The sequence below is a fragment of the Bacillus cereus group sp. MYBKT14-1 genome, assembly GCF_051915185.1.
Lineage (GTDB): Bacteria > Bacillota > Bacilli > Bacillales > Bacillaceae_G > Bacillus_A > Bacillus_A cereus.
On sequence record NZ_JBQAEF010000001.1, the window covers coordinates 899,803 to 916,680 of the forward strand.

Below are 16,878 nucleotides of genomic sequence, written 5' to 3' on the forward strand. Positions count from 1 at the left end.
AAGTACCTTTTCAAACCTTATATAGCGAACTGAGGATGGTGTAAGCTCAGGATAAGGAGATAGTGGGAATATCACCCTGGAGTTCCGCGCTGAACAAATAGAGTAAGCGTAGGCGTGTATTCGCGTTAAGAATATAAAGAGGATTCTATACATATGTATATGATCTACTAGGGTGGTACCGCGGGAGACTTTCTCGTCCCTTTTTGGGATGAGAAGGTCTCTTTTTTATTCCGTTTTTTAAGTGTTTCTTTTATACATGTAAGGAGGAATTGAGCATGGAGTACAAAAATACATTACTGATGCCAAAAACAGAGTTCCCAATGCGTGGGAATTTACCAAAACGTGAGCCTGCAATGCAAGAAAAATGGGCTGAAATGAATATTTACGAAAAAGTACAAGAACATACAAAAGGACGTCCTTTATTTGTATTGCATGATGGACCTCCATATGCGAATGGTGACATTCATATGGGACATGCATTAAATAAAGTATTAAAAGACTTTATTGTTCGTTATAAATCAATGACTGGTTTTAGTGCGCCATATGTTCCAGGATGGGATACGCACGGTTTACCAATTGAACAAGCTTTAACAAATAAAGGTGTAAAACGTAAAGAAATGACAGTTGCTGAGTTCCGTAAGTTATGTGCAGAGTATGCATATGAACAAGTAGAACGTCAACGTGAACAATTTAAGCGTCTAGGTGTACGTGCAGATTGGGATAATCCATATATTACTTTAGAGCCAGCTTATGAAGCACAACAAATTAAAGTGTTTGGTGACATGGCGAAAAAAGGTTATATCTATAAAGGTCAAAAACCAGTTTACTGGTCTCCAACGAGTGAATCTGCTTTAGCGGAAGCTGAAATTGAATATCAAGATAAAAAATCAGCATCTATTTACGTAGCATTCCCTGTAAAAGATGGAAAGAACGTATTAGAAGGTGATGAAAAGTACATCATTTGGACAACGACACCTTGGACATTACCTGCAAACTTAGGTATTTCTGTTCACCCAGAGCTTGAATATAGCATTGTAAAAGTAAACGATGAGAAATATATCATTGCTTCTGAGCTGTTTGAGACAGTTGCAAAAACGTTAGAGTGGGAAAATGCTGAAGTTGTGAAAACAGTAAAAGGTAGCGAACTTGAGTACACAGTTGCAAAACATCCATTCTACGATCGTGATTCATTAGTTATGCTAGGAGACCACGTAACAACAGATGCAGGTACAGGTTGTGTTCATACAGCACCAGGACACGGGGAAGATGACTTCGTTGTTGGTAAAAAGTATGGATTAGAAGTACTTTGCCCAGTCGATGATAAAGGTGTATTAACAAATGAGGCACCTGGATTTGAAGGCTTATTCTATGATAAAGCTAATAAACCAATTACAGAAAAATTAGAAGAAGTAGGCGCGTTACTGAAACTAACATTCATTACACATTCATACCCACATGATTGGAGAACGAAAAAACCAATTATTTTCCGTGCGACAGCACAGTGGTTTGCATCTATTGAAGCATTCCGTAAAGAATTAATAGAAGCTGTAGCAGAAACAAAATGGGTACCAGCATGGGGAGAAACTCGTCTTCATAATATGGTTCGTGACCGTGGTGACTGGTGTATTTCTCGTCAGCGTGCATGGGGTGTGCCAATTCCGGTATTCTATGCTGAGAATGGTGATCCAATTATTACGGATGAAACAATTAACCATGTAGCAGATTTATTCCGTGAACACGGTTCTAACGTATGGTTCGAGCGTGAAGCGAAAGATCTATTACCAGAAGGATTTACACATCCAGGTAGCCCAAATGGCGAATTCCGTAAAGAAACAGACATCATGGATGTATGGTTCGATTCAGGTTCTTCTCACCAAGCGGTATTAGAAGAGCGCGAAGATTTACAGCGTCCAGCTGATTTATATTTAGAAGGATCTGACCAGTATCGTGGTTGGTTTAACTCTTCATTATCAACAGCAGTTGCTGTAACAGGTAAAGCTCCATATAAAGGCGTACTAAGTCACGGTTTCGTACTAGATGGTGAAGGACGTAAGATGAGTAAGTCGATTGGAAACATTGTCGTACCGAAGAAAATTATGGATCAATTAGGCGGAGACATTTTACGCTTATGGGTATCTTCTGTTGACTATCAATCTGACGTACGTATTTCAGATGATATTTTAAAACAAGTAGCAGAAGTGTATCGTAAAATCCGTAACACATTCCGTTTCTTATTAGGAAACTTAGACGACTTTAAGCCAAGTGAAAATGCAGTAGCTGTAGCTGAACTTCGTGAAGTAGATCGTTACATGTTAGTGAAATTAAATGACTTAATTACAAAAGTTAAAGAAGCATATGAGACATACGACTTCGCTGCTGTGTATCATGCAATTCATAACTTCTGTACAATTGATTTAAGTTCATTCTATTTAGACTTTGCAAAAGACATTTTATATATTGAAGGTGCAAACCACGAAGATCGTCGTGCGATTCAAACTGTATTATATGATGTTCTTGTTGCGTTAACGAAACTTGTAACACCAATCTTACCGCATACAGCTGATGAAGTATGGCCATACATTCCAGGCGTAACAGAAGAAAGTGTACAATTAACTGATATGCCAGAAGCTGTACAATTAGATGATGCGGAAGCGTTAAAAACAAAATGGGATGCATTTATGACATTACGTGATGACGTGTTAAAAGCACTAGAAGTAGCTCGTAATGAAAAAGTAATCGGTAAGTCATTAAATGCAAGCATTACGCTATATCCAACTGCAGAAATGAAAGCTATGTTAGAGTCTATTAGCGAAGACTTAAAGCAATTATTCATCGTTTCTGAGTATAAACTTGGTGGTATGATGGATGAAGCGCCAGCAGATGCACCGAAGTATGAACATACAGCGGTTGTTGTTGCTCAAGCAACTGGTGAAACATGTGAACGTTGTTGGGTAGTTTCAGAAACAATTGGTAAAGATGCTGAACATGAAACATTATGTGAGCGTTGTGCAACAGTTGTTAAAGAAAACTATGTAAAATAAACAAAAAAGCTGACTGCTATTGATGCAGTCAGTTTTTTTGTTTATGGCATATCAAAATCACTTTCAGACTCTTTCCTGTGAAGGAAAAATGTGTGTGAGGTAAGCAAATAAATTTCGGACACACTAACTGTACATTACAGCTAGGAGGAATGTACACGTGAATGAAATTTACATGGAAATAAAAGAAGAATTGCAATTGATGAGAAAAGAGTTGCAAGAGAGACTAGCTAAAGAAGTAATGCACAAATATGATGTCGAGTTCAGCCAAGAGCTTGGATATGAAATTAAGGAAGAGATAAAGAAAAAATTGCTATTACATGATATAAAAGAGGATTTAAAGGATGTAGAACGCGCATTATTTAAAATGGAAATAGACATGTATGGTATTTGTGAAGAGACGGGGAGATTAATTTCGACAAAGCAAATGAAGACAATGCCGACTGCCCGTACGATTCATGAATTCTTTTATGAAAAGGTAAATGTATGAATACGCACAACGATATTATATTACCTTTTTTTAATTTATTTTATTCTTCTATAAAGGTTCATTGTGAAAAGGTAGCAGCTATGCTAAAATTTTGAGGTACACTGTCTTTGTGGGGGAAATGAAAATGATATATTATGTAATAGCGTTATTCGTCATTGCTATCGATCAAATATCGAAGTGGTTAATTGTAAAGAACATGGAATTGGGTACGAGTATTCCGATTATCGACAATGTATTATACATAACATCACATCGAAATAGAGGCGCTGCTTGGGGTATTTTAGAAAATAAAATGTGGTTCTTCTACATTATTACAGTTGTTTTTGTAGTGTTTATTGTATTTTATATGAAAAAGTATGCGAAAACAGACAAACTTCTAGGTATTTCGTTAGGCCTAATTTTGGGCGGGGCAATTGGTAACTTTATTGATCGTGTATTTAGACAAGAAGTAGTGGATTTCATTCACGTGTATATTTTCTCGTACAACTATCCAGTATTCAATATAGCTGATTCAGCATTATGTATTGGTGTTGTATTAATTATTATTCAAACATTATTAGAAGGCAAGAAAGCGAAGGAGTAATTGAATGAGTGAAGTAGTACAAGTAACAGTTGCAGCAGAGCAAAAAAATGAGCGAATTGATAAATTCGTTGCAGGGATAAATAACGAATGGTCACGTACGCAAGTGCAGCAATGGATTAAAGATGACGTTGTGACAGTAAACGGGAAAGCGGTAAAAGGGAATTATAAAGTAAAAGAAGAAGATGAAATTACAGTAACAATTCCTGAACCAGAAGAGTTAGATATTCAACCAGAGGATTTAAATTTAGAAATTTATTATGAAGATGCAGATGTGCTTGTTGTAAATAAGCCACGTGGTATGGTTGTACATCCAGCACCAGGGCATACAAGTGGTACACTTGTAAATGGCCTTATGCATCATTGTACAGACTTATCAGGCATTAACGGTGTAATGCGTCCAGGTATCGTGCATCGTATTGATAAAGATACATCTGGACTATTAATGGTTGCTAAAAATGATATGGCACATGAATCGCTTGTGAATCAGCTTGTAGCAAAAACAGTAACGAGACGTTACAAAGCGATTGTACACGGTGTGATTCCGCATGATAAGGGAACGATTGATGCTCCGATTGCTCGTGATAAGAAAGAGCGTCAAAGTATGACAGTTGATGAAAATGGTAAGAACGCTGTTACGCACTTCCAAGTGTTAGAACGCTTTAAAGACTTTACACTTGTAGAATGTCGCTTAGAAACGGGACGTACGCACCAAATTCGTGTTCATATGAAATATATTGGCTATCCACTTGCAGGAGATCCGAAGTATGGTCCGAAGAAAACGTTAGATATGAATGGACAAGCACTTCATGCGGGTATTTTAGGCTTTGATCATCCTCGTACGGGTGAATATATTCAGTTTGAGGCACCGATTCCAGAAGTGTTTGAAGACGCATTAAATATTTTACGAAAATAGTATTGACAAATCATAAGAAAATTGAGATACTGACAACAGTTAAATAATGATCCTTTAACACAGCCCCGTGAGGTTGAGAAGGTAACGGTTTGAAATACTTAGGGTATGTTGTACCCTTTTTTCAAAAGTCCTCTCGCACACGTTGAGAGGACTTTTTTTATACCATTACTCTCACGCAAGAAAAAAGCTTGGAGGTGTAGAGCATGCAAGAGAAAGCTGTCGTTTTAGATGACCAAATGATTCGCCGCGCTTTAACACGAATTAGTCATGAAATCGTGGAACGAAATAAAGGTGTCGATAATTGTGTTCTTGTCGGAATTAAAACTCGTGGAATTTTTATTGCACAACGTTTGGCAGAACGAATTGGTCAAATTGAAGGAAAAGAAATGGAAGTTGGAGAGTTAGACATTACGTTATATCGTGATGATTTAACACTACAATCGAAAAATAAAGAACCACTTGTAAAAGGTTCTGATATCCCTGTAGATATTACGAAGAAAAAAGTTATCCTTGTGGATGACGTATTATATACAGGAAGAACAGTTCGAGCAGCAATGGATGCTCTTATGGATTTAGGTAGACCATCTCAAATCCAATTGGCGGTTCTTGTTGATAGAGGTCATCGCGAATTACCAATTCGCGCTGATTATGTAGGGAAGAATATTCCAACATCAAGTGAAGAGCGTATCGAAGTTGATTTGCAAGAGACAGATCAACAAGATCGAGTAAGCATATACGATAAGTAAAGCCCTTTTAAATGTAGTCCTGTGAGGCTGCCAAAGGGTCTTGGCTTTCATATGTCAAATTTGGCATACGAAAGTGTAGGACTCTTTGTGCACAGGCACAAAGAGTTTTTTTATTGCAAAGATTTAAACTGAAGGAGGATGTAACAATGGAACAAAAGCCAGTGTTAGACGTTAATGAAGTACCGAAACCGGGAAAATGGTTATTTTTAAGTATACAACATTTGTTCGCGATGTTTGGATCAACAGTGCTTGTTCCGTTTTTAACAGGATTGAATCCATCAGTAGCATTAATATCAAGTGGATTAGGAACGTTAGCATTCCTTCTTATAACGAAAGGTCAAGTACCTGCTTATCTAGGATCATCATTCGCCTTTATCGCACCGATTATAACAGCGAAAACGGCAGGTGGACCGGGAGCGGCAATGCTTGGTGGTTTGCTAGCAGGACTTGTGTACATCTTAATCTCACTCGGAATTAAGAAATCAGGATCAGAGTGGATTATGAAATTACTACCACCAATCGTAGTTGGTCCAGTAGTAATGGTAATCGGTCTAGCTTTAGCACATACAGCAGTTAACATGGCGATGAACGGTGCGGATGGCAAATATAGCTTTACACACTTTTCAGTAGCGTTAGTAACATTAGCAATTACAATTATATGCTCGATATTTGGAAGAGGATTTTTCAGTATCATACCAGTGTTACTTGGCATTATCGGCGGATATATCTTCGCTTACTTCCAAGGGCTAGTAGACTTAAAGCCGGTAGCTGAGGCAAAATGGTTTGTTGTACCAGATTTCACAGTACCATTTGTAACATACACACCAGAGTTTTCATGGAAGATTGTACTCTTGATGGTACCAGTTGCACTAGTAACAATATCAGAACATATCGGACATCAAATTGTTCTTGGAAATGTTATTAAAAGAGATTTAATTGAAAAACCAGGTTTACACCGTTCAATCTTCGGTGACGGAGTAGCAACATTAATCGCGTCACTAATCGGTGGGCCACCGAATACAACGTATGGTGAAAACATCGGTGTGCTAGCAATTACGAGAGCATACAGTGTATACTTATTCATCGGTTCAGCAGTATTCGCAATCATGTTCGGATTTATCGGTAAGATTTCTGCACTGATTCATTCGATCCCAACACCAGTTATGGGTGGTGTATCAATCTTACTATTCGGTGTAATCGCATCAAGCGGATTACGCATGATGGTAGATGATAAAACAGATTTAAGTGACAAACGAAACTTAATGATTGCATCAGTAATATTAGTAATCGGTATTGGTGGAGCGGTACTTCACGTAGGAGAATCATTCCAAGTAGAAGGAATGGCACTAGCAGCAATTGTAGGTGTACTGTTAAATCTACTACTACCGGAAACGAAACAAATAAAACAATCTAAGCAGATTGCTTCATAATAATAACCTTTTAATTCAGTCCTGTGAGACCGGAAAGGGTGGCTTCTTTCTTGCACCCTAGTCTCACACGATTAGGGTATTTTTATGCAAAGGTTGTTATAAAAATTCAAAAGTGGTAACATAAAAATCAGAAAGATGAGGGATGACGATGAGCCATTTGTTAACGATGAGTGAATTATCGGAAGTAGAAATTTCAGAAATCCTAAAAGATGCAGAAGATTTTGCGAATGGAAAAGAGAGCAAAACGACAGAGCAAACTTTTGTTGCGAACTTGTTCTTTGAGAATAGTACGAGAACGAGATTTAGCTTTGAAGTTGCTGAGAAGAGATTAGGACTTGATGTTTTAAACTTTTCAGCTGATGCATCTAGCGTACAAAAAGGAGAAACTCTATACGATACGATAAGAACACTAGAATCAATCGGAACAAAAGCAGTGGTCATCCGCCACGAGCAAGATCGCTACTTCGATGAACTAAAAGATCAGGTGAATATTCCAATCTTAAATGCTGGAGATGGATGCGGAAACCACCCAACACAGTGCCTACTGGACCTTCTTACAATTAAACAAGAGTTTGGAAGATTTGAAGGTTTGAAGATTGCAATAGTAGGAGATGTTCGTCATAGCCGAGTAGCACGTTCTAATGCAGAAGCATTAACGAAGCTTGGTGCAACAATTTACTTTGCAAGTCCAGAAGAGTGGAAAGATGAAGACAACACATTTGGAACATACAAACCATTAGATGAACTTGTTCCAGAAGTTGATGTAATGATGTTACTCCGTGTACAACATGAGCGTCATGATCATTATGAAACAGACATTATGAAAGAATATCATGAGAAACACGGATTAACAGTAGAAAGAGAAAAGCGTATGAAAGAAGGAAGCATTATTATGCATCCAGCTCCTGTAAACCGTGATGTTGAAATTGCAAGTGAACTTGTTGAGTGTGAGCGTTCACGTATATTTAAACAAATGGAAAATGGAGTTTACGTAAGAATGGCTGTACTAAAACGCGCCTTACCAAATGTATTAGGAGGAATGAAACATGAATTATTTGTTTAAAAATGGTCGTTATATGAATGAAGAAGGAAAAATCGTAGCAACGGATCTTCTCGTACAAGACGGTAAAATCGCTAAGGTAGCAGAAAATATTACGGCAGATAATGCTGAAGTAATCGATGTGAACGGAAAGTTAATCGCACCTGGATTAGTAGATGTACACGTACATCTTCGTGAACCAGGTGGTGAACATAAAGAAACAATTGAAACAGGTACACTAGCAGCGGCAAAAGGTGGATTCACTACAATTTGCGCAATGCCAAATACACGCCCGGTACCAGATTGCAGAGAACATATGGAAGACTTGCAAAAACGTATTGAAGAAAAAGCTCATGTTAACGTACTACCATACGGAGCAATTACAGTACGTCAAGCTGGTTCTGAAATGACAGATTTCGAAACATTAAAAGAACTTGGAGCATTTGCTTTCACAGATGACGGCGTAGGCGTACAAGATGCGAGCATGATGTTAGCGGCTATGAAACGTGCAGCAAAATTAGATATGGCAGTAGTTGCGCACTGTGAAGAGAATACGCTTATTAATAAAGGTTGTGTACATGAAGGGAAGTTTTCTGAGAAACACGGATTAAACGGTATCCCATCAGTATGTGAATCTGTACATATTGCAAGGGATATACTGCTTGCTGAAGCAGCAGATTGCCACTATCACGTATGTCATGTAAGTACGAAAGGTTCTGTACGTGTAATCCGTGATGCGAAACGCGCTGGAATTAAAATAACAGCAGAAGTAACACCGCATCACCTAGTGTTATGTGAAGATGATATCCCATCAGCTGATCCTAACTTTAAAATGAACCCACCGCTTCGTGGAAAAGAAGACCATGCAGCATTAATTGAAGGTTTATTAGATGGAACGATCGATATGATCGCAACTGACCATGCACCGCATACAGCGGAAGAGAAAGCACAAGGAATTGAAAGAGCACCGTTTGGAATTACTGGTTTTGAAACAGCATTCCCGCTTCTATACACAAACCTTGTGAAAAAGGGAGTTATTACGCTAGAACAGTTAATTCAATTCTTAACAGAAAAGCCAGCTGATACATTCGGCTTAGAAGCAGGTCGCCTAAAAGAAGGTAGAGCAGCTGATATTACAATCATTGATTTAGAACAAGAAGAAGAGATTGACCCAACAACATTCTTATCAAAAGGAAAAAATACACCATTCGCAGGTTGGAAATGCCAAGGATGGCCGGTAATGACAATCGTTGGTGGTAAGATCGCATGGCAAAAGGAGAGTGCATTAGTATGAAAAGACAACTTATCTTAGAAGATGGAACAGTATTAATTGGAACAGGTTTCGGAGGCGAAATCGAAAAGTCAGGTGAGGTTGTATTTACAACAGGAATGACTGGATATCAAGAAACATTATCTGATCCATCATATTGCGGTCAAATCGTAACATTCACGTACCCATTAATCGGAAACTACGGCATTAACCGTGACGATTTTGAATCCATTCACCCATCTGTAAATGGTTTAATCGTAAACGAAATTTGTGATCACCCATCAAACTTCCGTAATGAAATTTCGTTAAATGATTACTTGAAAGAAAGAAATATCCCAGGATTAGCAGGGATTGATACGAGAAAATTAACGAGAAAAATTCGTCAATACGGTACATTACGTGGACGCCTTTGTAACATGGATGCAGATGTAGAGTACATTGTAAGCCAATTAAAAGCGACAGTATTTACAGATCATGTAAAACGCGTATCAACGAAAGATCCATACCCAAGCCCAGGTCGTGGTCACCGAGTTGTACTAGTAGACTTCGGTATGAAACATGGTATTTTACGAGAATTAAATAAGCGTGACTGTGATGTAATTGTAGTTCCTTACAACACAACAGCGGAAGAAATTTTACGCCTTAGCCCAGATGGAATTATGTTAAGTAATGGACCTGGAGATCCGAAAGATGTACCAGAAGCAATTGAAATGTTAAAAGACATTATCGGTAAAGTTCCTTTATTCGGAATTTGCCTAGGACATCAATTGTTCGCTCTAGCATCAGGTGCAAATACAAGTAAGTTGAAATTTGGTCACCGTGGTTTAAACCATCCAGTAAAAAATCTTGCAACTGGAAAAGTAGCAATTACATCTCAAAACCACGGATACGCAGTAGAAGAAGAATCAGTTGAAAATACAGATCTTGAAATTACACATGTTGCTTTAAACGATGGAACGGTAGAAGGTCTTCGTCATAAGAAGTTCCCGGCATTTACAGTACAATACCATCCAGAAGCTTCAGCGGGACCAGAAGATGCAAATGATTTATTCGAAGATTTCTTAACAATGATTGAAAACTTCAAGAAAGAAGGGGAAGAGTTATGCCAAAACGCCTAGACATTAACACAATTTTAGTAATCGGATCAGGACCAATTGTAATTGGGCAGGCAGCGGAGTTTGACTACTCTGGTACTCAAGCTTGTCAATCTCTTAAAGAGGAAGGTTACAAAGTAATCCTTGTTAACTCTAACCCAGCAACAATTATGACGGATACTGCAACAGCAGATAAAGTATACATCGAGCCATTAACATTAGAATTCGTAAGCCGTATTATTCGTAAAGAACGTCCTGATGCAATCCTACCAACATTAGGTGGTCAAACAGGTTTAAACATGGCTGTTGAACTTGCAAAATCAGGCGTACTTGACGAGTGTGGAGTTGAAATTTTAGGAACAAAATTATCAGCAATCGAGCAAGCGGAAGATCGTGATTTATTCCGTACATTAATGCAAGATTTAAATGAACCAACACCACCAAGTGAAATTATTCATAACCTTGATGAAGCATATGGATTTGTAAACGAAATTGGTTACCCAGTAATCGTTCGACCAGCGTTCACATTAGGAGGAACGGGCGGCGGAATTTGTCATAACGAAGAAGAGCTAATTGAAATCGTAACAAGTGGTTTAAAACATAGCCCAGTAACACAATGTTTATTAGAGAAAAGTATTGCTGGCTGTAAAGAAATTGAATACGAAGTAATGCGTGATTCAAATGATAACGCGATTGTAGTGTGTAACATGGAAAATATCGATCCAGTTGGTGTTCATACAGGTGATTCAATCGTTGTAGCACCGAGCCAAACGCTAAGCGACCGTGAATACCAAATGTTACGTAACACGTCATTACGAATTATTCGTGCACTAGGAATTGAAGGTGGATGTAACGTTCAGCTTGCACTAGATCCATATAGCTTCCAATACTATGTAATCGAAGTAAATCCACGTGTAAGTCGTTCATCTGCACTAGCATCTAAAGCAACTGGATATCCAATTGCGAAATTAGCAGCAAAAATTGCAGTCGGCTTAACGTTAGATGAAATCGTAAACCCAGTAACACAAAAAACTTACGCTTGCTTCGAGCCAGCGTTAGACTATGTTGTTTCAAAAATTCCACGTTGGCCGTTTGATAAGTTTGAATCAGCGAACAGAACGCTTGGAACACAAATGAAAGCAACTGGTGAAGTTATGTCAATCGGACGTAACTTAGAAGAATCATTACTAAAAGCAGTTCGTTCTTTAGAGCTTGGCATTTATCACTTAGAATTAGACCACTTAAAAGAACTTGATAAAGAAACGATGAAAAAACGTATCATTAAAGCGGATGATGAACGACTGTTTATTGTAGCAGAAGCAATTCGCCAAGGTGTAACGAAAGAAGAAATCAATGAATGGTGTGAAATGGACTTCTTCTTCTTACAAAAAGTTGAAAACATCGTAAATATGGAACGTGAAGTAAAAGCGAATGTAGGAAATATGGAAGTACTACAAACTGCAAAAGAAATGGGCTTCAGCGATCACTACATTGCAGCAGCTTGGAACAAAACGGAGCGCGAAATTTACGATATGCGTAAAGAAAATAATATGATGCCAGTATTCAAAATGGTAGATACTTGTGCGGCAGAGTTTGAATCTGCAACGCCATATTACTACAGCACATATGCGGACGAAAATGAATCGATTGTAACAGATCGTAAGAGTGTAGTAGTTCTAGGATCTGGTCCGATCCGTATTGGTCAAGGTGTTGAGTTTGATTACGCAACAGTTCACTCAGTATGGGCAATTAAAGAAGCTGGATATGAAGCAATTATCATTAACAACAACCCAGAAACAGTTTCAACAGACTTCAGTATTTCTGACAAATTATACTTTGAACCATTAACGATTGAAGATGTAATGCATATTATCGATTTAGAAAAACCAGAAGGTGTTATCGTTCAGTTCGGTGGACAAACGGCAATTAACTTAGCAGCGAAACTAGAAGAACACGGTGTGAAAATTTTAGGAACATCACTTGAAGACTTAGACCGTGCAGAAGATCGTGATAAATTCGAAGCTGCTTTAACAAAACTTGGCATCCCGCAACCAGTTGGTAAAACAGCAACGACTGTAGAACAAGCGGTAGCAATCGCAGAAGAAATTGGTTACCCAGTATTAGTAAGACCATCTTACGTACTAGGTGGACGTGCGATGGAAATCGTATATCGTCAAGAAGAACTACTGCACTACATGAAAAATGCAGTTAAAGTTCATGCAGATCACCCAGTATTAATCGACCGTTACATGGTTGGTAAAGAAATTGAAGTAGATGCAATTTCCGATGGTGAGAATGTATTCATTCCAGGTATTATGGAACATATTGAACGCGCTGGAGTTCACTCTGGTGACTCAATTGGAGTATATCCACCACAAAGTTTATCTGAAAAACTAAAAGAACAAATCATTGAACATACAATTGCACTTGGAAAAGGATTAAACATTGTTGGATTACTAAATATCCAGTTTGTAGTATTCAAAGATCAAGTGTACGTAATTGAAGTAAATCCACGTGCAAGCCGTACAGTACCGTTCTTAAGTAAAATTACAGGCGTACCGATGGCGAATGTTGCAACGAAAGTTATTTTAGGGCAAGACCTAGTAGAGCAAGGATACGGAACTGGCTATCACCCAGAAGAGAAAGAAGTATATGTAAAAGCTCCGGTATTCTCATTCGCGAAACTACGCTCAGTTGATACAACATTAGGACCTGAAATGAAATCAACAGGGGAAGTAATGGGTAAAGACTTAACGCTTGAAAAAGCATTATATAAAGGGTTAGTTGCTTCTGGAATTAACATCCCAACGCACGGCTCAGTAATCATTACTGTAGCGGATAAAGATAAAGAAGAGGCGATGGAAATTGCAAAACGTTTCCACGAAATCGGCTATAACTTATTAGCAACAGCTGGAACAGCACAATCATTAGAAGAGCAAAATATCCCAGTACAAGTTGTAAACAAAATTGATTCTGAAGACTACAACTTACTAGATATTATCCGTCAAGGAAAAGCACAGTTTGTAATTAACACATTAACAAAAGGTAAACAACCAGCGCGTGATGGTTTCCGCATTCGCCGTGAATCAGTAGAAAATGGTGTGGCTTGCTTAACATCACTTGATACAACAAGAGCAATCTTACGAGTATTAGAATCTATGACATTCTCAGCTCATTCAATGAAAGAAATTACGCAAACAAAGCGTCACGAGGTGGTACATGCATGATGCAAAAGCAAAATATGATCGTCGTTAACCAAAAAGAAATCGCAAAAAATATTTACGAATTAGTGCTTCAAGGAACGTTAGTACAGCAAATGAACGAACCAGGGCAGTTTGTACACATTAAGGTAGCAGAGGGCATTGCGCCCCTTCTGCGCCGCCCAATTAGTATTTGTAATGTAGATCAAGAGAAGAACGAATTTACAATGCTATATCGTGCCGAAGGACAAGGGACAAAAACATTAGCAACTAGAAAACAAGGTGAAATGGTAGATGTACTAGGACCATTAGGACACGGTTTTCCTGTAGAAGAAGCAGAAGCTGGTCAAACAGCTTTACTAGTAGGTGGGGGAATTGGTGTACCACCACTTTATGAATTATCACAGCGCCTCGTTGCAAAAGGTGTACGTGTTATTCACATCTTAGGCTTTCAAACGAAAGATGTAGTTTTCTATGAAGAAAAATTTGCAGAACTTGGTGATACGTACGTTGCGACAGTAGACGGTACACACGGTACAAAAGGATTTGTCACAGATGTAATTGATAATTACGGAATTGACTTTGATATTCTTTATTCATGTGGTCCGCTAGCGATGCTTCGTGCATTAGAAGGACGTTACAAAGAGAAAAAAGCCTATATTTCATTAGAAGAACGTATGGGCTGTGGTATTGGAGCTTGTTTCGCATGTGTATGCCACTTACAAGAAGATCCAAGTGGACATTCTTACAAGAAGGTGTGTAGCGACGGACCAGTATTTCCAATCGGGGAGGTTGTACTATGAACAGATTGCAAGTTGAATTACCAGGATTATCATTAAAAAATCCAATTATACCGGCATCTGGATGCTTTGGGTTTGGTCGTGAATATGCACAGTTTTACGATTTAAGTGTACTAGGATCAATCATGATTAAAGCGACGACAGAACAACCACGTTATGGAAATCCAACGCCTCGTGTTGCTGAAACACCAGGGGGCATGCTAAATGCAATCGGACTTCAAAACCCGGGATTAGACAAAGTAATGAATTCGGAATTACCATGGTTAGAACAATTTGACCTTCCAATTATTGCAAACGTTGCAGGCTCACAAGCTGAGGATTACGTAGCGGTTGCGAAGGAAATTTCTAAAGCGCCTAATGTCCATGCACTAGAATTAAACATTTCTTGTCCGAACGTAAAAACAGGTGGTATCGCCTTTGGTACAAATCCTGAAATTGCTGCTGATTTAACGAAGCGAGTAAAAGAGGTTTCTGAAGTACCTGTATACGTGAAATTGTCACCGAACGTGGCAAACATAGTAGAAATTGCAAAAGCGATTGAAAATGCAGGTGCAGATGGTTTAACGATGATTAATACATTGCTTGGTATGCGTCTAGATTTAAAAACAGCTAAACCAATTTTAGCAAACCGTACAGGCGGATTATCAGGTCCTGCGATTAAGCCAGTAGCAATTCGCATGGTACATGAAGTAAGCCAAGCGGTTAACATTCCAATTATCGGAATGGGTGGTATTGAAACAGCTGAAGATGTAATTGAATTCTTCTATGCTGGCGCAAGCGCAGTTGCAGTAGGTACAGCGAACTTTATCGATCCGTTCGTATGTCCGACAATTATTGAAGAGTTACCAGCATTATTAGATGAATTAGGATTTGATCACATTTCGGAATGTCAAGGAAGGAGCTGGAAGCAAACATGTCACAGTCGTTAATCGTTGCACTAGATTTTCCAGGGAAACAAGAAGTAGAACAATTCTTACACCACTTTGAAGGGGAAGAGTTATTTGTCAAAGTAGGTATGGAGTTATTTTACAAAGAAGGCCCTGCGATTATTACGTACTTAAAAGAAAAAGGACATAAGATCTTCTTAGATTTAAAACTTCATGATATTCCGAATACAGTAAAAAGCGCTATGCGTAGCCTAGCTAGTCTAGATGTTGATATGGTAAATGTTCATGCTGCTGGGGGAAGCAGCATGATGAAAGCTGCGATTGAGGGATTAGAGGAAGGTAAGCAAGAAGGAAAAGAGAGACCGATTTGTATTGCAGTTACACAACTAACAAGCACTTCGGAAGCTATGATGAAAAAAGAGATCGGCATTGAGAAAACGTTAGAAGAAGCGGTTGCTCATTATGCAAAATTAACGAAAGAAAGTGGACTTGATGGCGTTGTTTGTTCAACACTTGAAGTTCCAAAATTACGTGAAGTATGCGGAAATGAATTTGTAACAGTAACACCGGGGATTCGTCTTGCAAGCGATGATGTAAATGACCAAGTGCGCGTAGCAACACCGAAACGTGCGAGGGAACTTGGCTCAAGCTACATCGTAGTTGGACGTAGTATTACAAAAGCAGAAAATCCGCTTGAAGCGTATAAAACAGTAAAACAACAGTGGGAAGGTGTAACAGTATGAAAAAAGAAATCGCATCGCATTTATTAGAAATTGGAGCAGTATTTTTACAACCGAATGATCCATTCACTTGGTCTTCAGGTATGAAATCACCAATTTATTGTGATAACCGTTTAACTTTATCTTATCCAAAAGTACGTCAAGCGATTGCAGCTGGATTAGAAGAGTTAATTAAAGAGCACTTCCCAACTGTAGAAATTATTGCAGGAACAGCAACTGCTGGTATTGCGCACGCTGCATGGGTAAGCGATCGTATGGATTTACCAATGTGCTACGTACGTAGTAAAGCAAAAGGTCACGGTAAAGGGAACCAAATCGAAGGAAAAGCTGAAAAAGGTCAAAAAGTCGTAGTAGTAGAAGACTTAATTTCAACTGGTGGTAGTGCAATTACATGTGTAGAAGCACTTCGCGAAGCTGGATGTGAAGTATTAGGAATCGTATCAATCTTCACATATGAGTTAGAAGCAGGAAAAGAAAAACTAGAAGCAGCTAACGTAGCATCATATTCTTTAAGTGATTACAGTGCATTAACTGAAGTTGCAGCAGAAAAAGGTATGATTGGACAAGCTGAAACGAAAAAATTACAAGAGTGGCGTAAAAATCCAGCTAACGAAGCTTGGATCACAGCGTAACATGAAAAAACGACCG

Annotated in this window: 14 protein-coding genes and 1 other annotated feature (1 of these 15 only partly in view); all 14 genes read left to right on the forward strand. The window is 38.5% G+C overall.

Annotated features, from left to right (window positions below):
* Positions 1 to 204 (forward strand) — a binding site (T-box leader) (it extends 20 nt beyond the left edge of the window).
* A gap of 71 nt (positions 205 to 275) precedes the next feature.
* The 14 genes from ileS2 (at position 276) to pyrE (ending at position 16,862) form a co-directional block, all read left to right on the forward strand.
* The gene (ileS2, locus tag ACTFO4_RS04950) at positions 276 to 3,041 is read left to right on the forward strand and encodes an isoleucine--tRNA ligase (RefSeq protein WP_000455951.1); all 2,766 of its coding nucleotides are present in this window, start codon (positions 276 to 278) and stop codon (positions 3,039 to 3,041) included.
* A 157-nt stretch (positions 3,042 to 3,198) separates the two neighbouring features.
* A complete protein-coding gene (locus ACTFO4_RS04955) occupies positions 3,199 to 3,528 on the forward strand; it encodes a molecular chaperone DnaK (RefSeq protein WP_001002956.1) in 330 nt (109 codons plus the stop codon).
* A 124-nt stretch (positions 3,529 to 3,652) separates the two neighbouring features.
* Complete coding sequence (gene lspA / locus ACTFO4_RS04960) at positions 3,653 to 4,111, forward strand: lipoprotein signal peptidase LspA (RefSeq protein ID WP_000642180.1); 459 nt, start codon at positions 3,653 to 3,655, stop codon at positions 4,109 to 4,111.
* A 4-nt stretch (positions 4,112 to 4,115) separates the two neighbouring features.
* Complete coding sequence (locus tag ACTFO4_RS04965) at positions 4,116 to 5,024, forward strand: RluA family pseudouridine synthase (protein WP_000005829.1); 909 nt, start codon at positions 4,116 to 4,118, stop codon at positions 5,022 to 5,024.
* A 203-nt stretch (positions 5,025 to 5,227) separates the two neighbouring features.
* A complete protein-coding gene (gene pyrR / locus ACTFO4_RS04970; protein ID WP_001156491.1) occupies positions 5,228 to 5,770 on the forward strand; it encodes a bifunctional pyrimidine operon transcriptional regulator/uracil phosphoribosyltransferase in 543 nt (180 codons plus the stop codon).
* Between the two features lie 146 nt (positions 5,771 to 5,916).
* A complete protein-coding gene (uraA, locus tag ACTFO4_RS04975) occupies positions 5,917 to 7,200 on the forward strand; it encodes a uracil permease (protein ID WP_000435928.1) in 1,284 nt (427 codons plus the stop codon).
* Between the two features lie 148 nt (positions 7,201 to 7,348).
* A complete protein-coding gene (gene pyrB, locus ACTFO4_RS04980; RefSeq protein WP_000018849.1) occupies positions 7,349 to 8,263 on the forward strand; it encodes an aspartate carbamoyltransferase in 915 nt (304 codons plus the stop codon).
* Complete coding sequence (pyrC, locus tag ACTFO4_RS04985) at positions 8,247 to 9,533, forward strand: dihydroorotase (protein ID WP_017672854.1); 1,287 nt, start codon at positions 8,247 to 8,249, stop codon at positions 9,531 to 9,533. Before pyrB ends, pyrC begins: the two co-directional genes overlap by 17 nt.
* Positions 9,530 to 10,627, forward strand: a complete 1,098-nt coding sequence (locus tag ACTFO4_RS04990; RefSeq protein ID WP_000828680.1) for a carbamoyl phosphate synthase small subunit — start codon at positions 9,530 to 9,532, stop codon at positions 10,625 to 10,627. Before pyrC ends, ACTFO4_RS04990 begins: the two co-directional genes overlap by 4 nt.
* Positions 10,612 to 13,830 (forward strand): carbamoyl-phosphate synthase large subunit, encoded by a 3,219-nt coding sequence (carB, locus tag ACTFO4_RS04995; RefSeq protein ID WP_001126101.1) that lies wholly within the window; start codon positions 10,612 to 10,614, stop codon positions 13,828 to 13,830. The genes ACTFO4_RS04990 and carB overlap by 16 nt, the downstream gene beginning before the upstream one ends.
* A complete protein-coding gene (gene pyrK, locus ACTFO4_RS05000; RefSeq protein WP_000983359.1) occupies positions 13,827 to 14,606 on the forward strand; it encodes a dihydroorotate oxidase B electron transfer subunit in 780 nt (259 codons plus the stop codon). Before carB ends, pyrK begins: the two co-directional genes overlap by 4 nt.
* Complete coding sequence (pyrD, locus tag ACTFO4_RS05005) at positions 14,603 to 15,532, forward strand: dihydroorotate oxidase B catalytic subunit (RefSeq protein WP_001081049.1); 930 nt, start codon at positions 14,603 to 14,605, stop codon at positions 15,530 to 15,532. The genes pyrK and pyrD overlap by 4 nt, the downstream gene beginning before the upstream one ends.
* The gene (pyrF, locus tag ACTFO4_RS05010; protein ID WP_000083510.1) at positions 15,517 to 16,233 is read left to right on the forward strand and encodes an orotidine-5'-phosphate decarboxylase; all 717 of its coding nucleotides are present in this window, start codon (positions 15,517 to 15,519) and stop codon (positions 16,231 to 16,233) included. Before pyrD ends, pyrF begins: the two co-directional genes overlap by 16 nt.
* Complete coding sequence (gene pyrE, locus ACTFO4_RS05015; RefSeq protein ID WP_000711440.1) at positions 16,230 to 16,862, forward strand: orotate phosphoribosyltransferase; 633 nt, start codon at positions 16,230 to 16,232, stop codon at positions 16,860 to 16,862. Before pyrF ends, pyrE begins: the two co-directional genes overlap by 4 nt.
* The last annotated feature ends 16 nt before the right edge of the window (positions 16,863 to 16,878 follow it).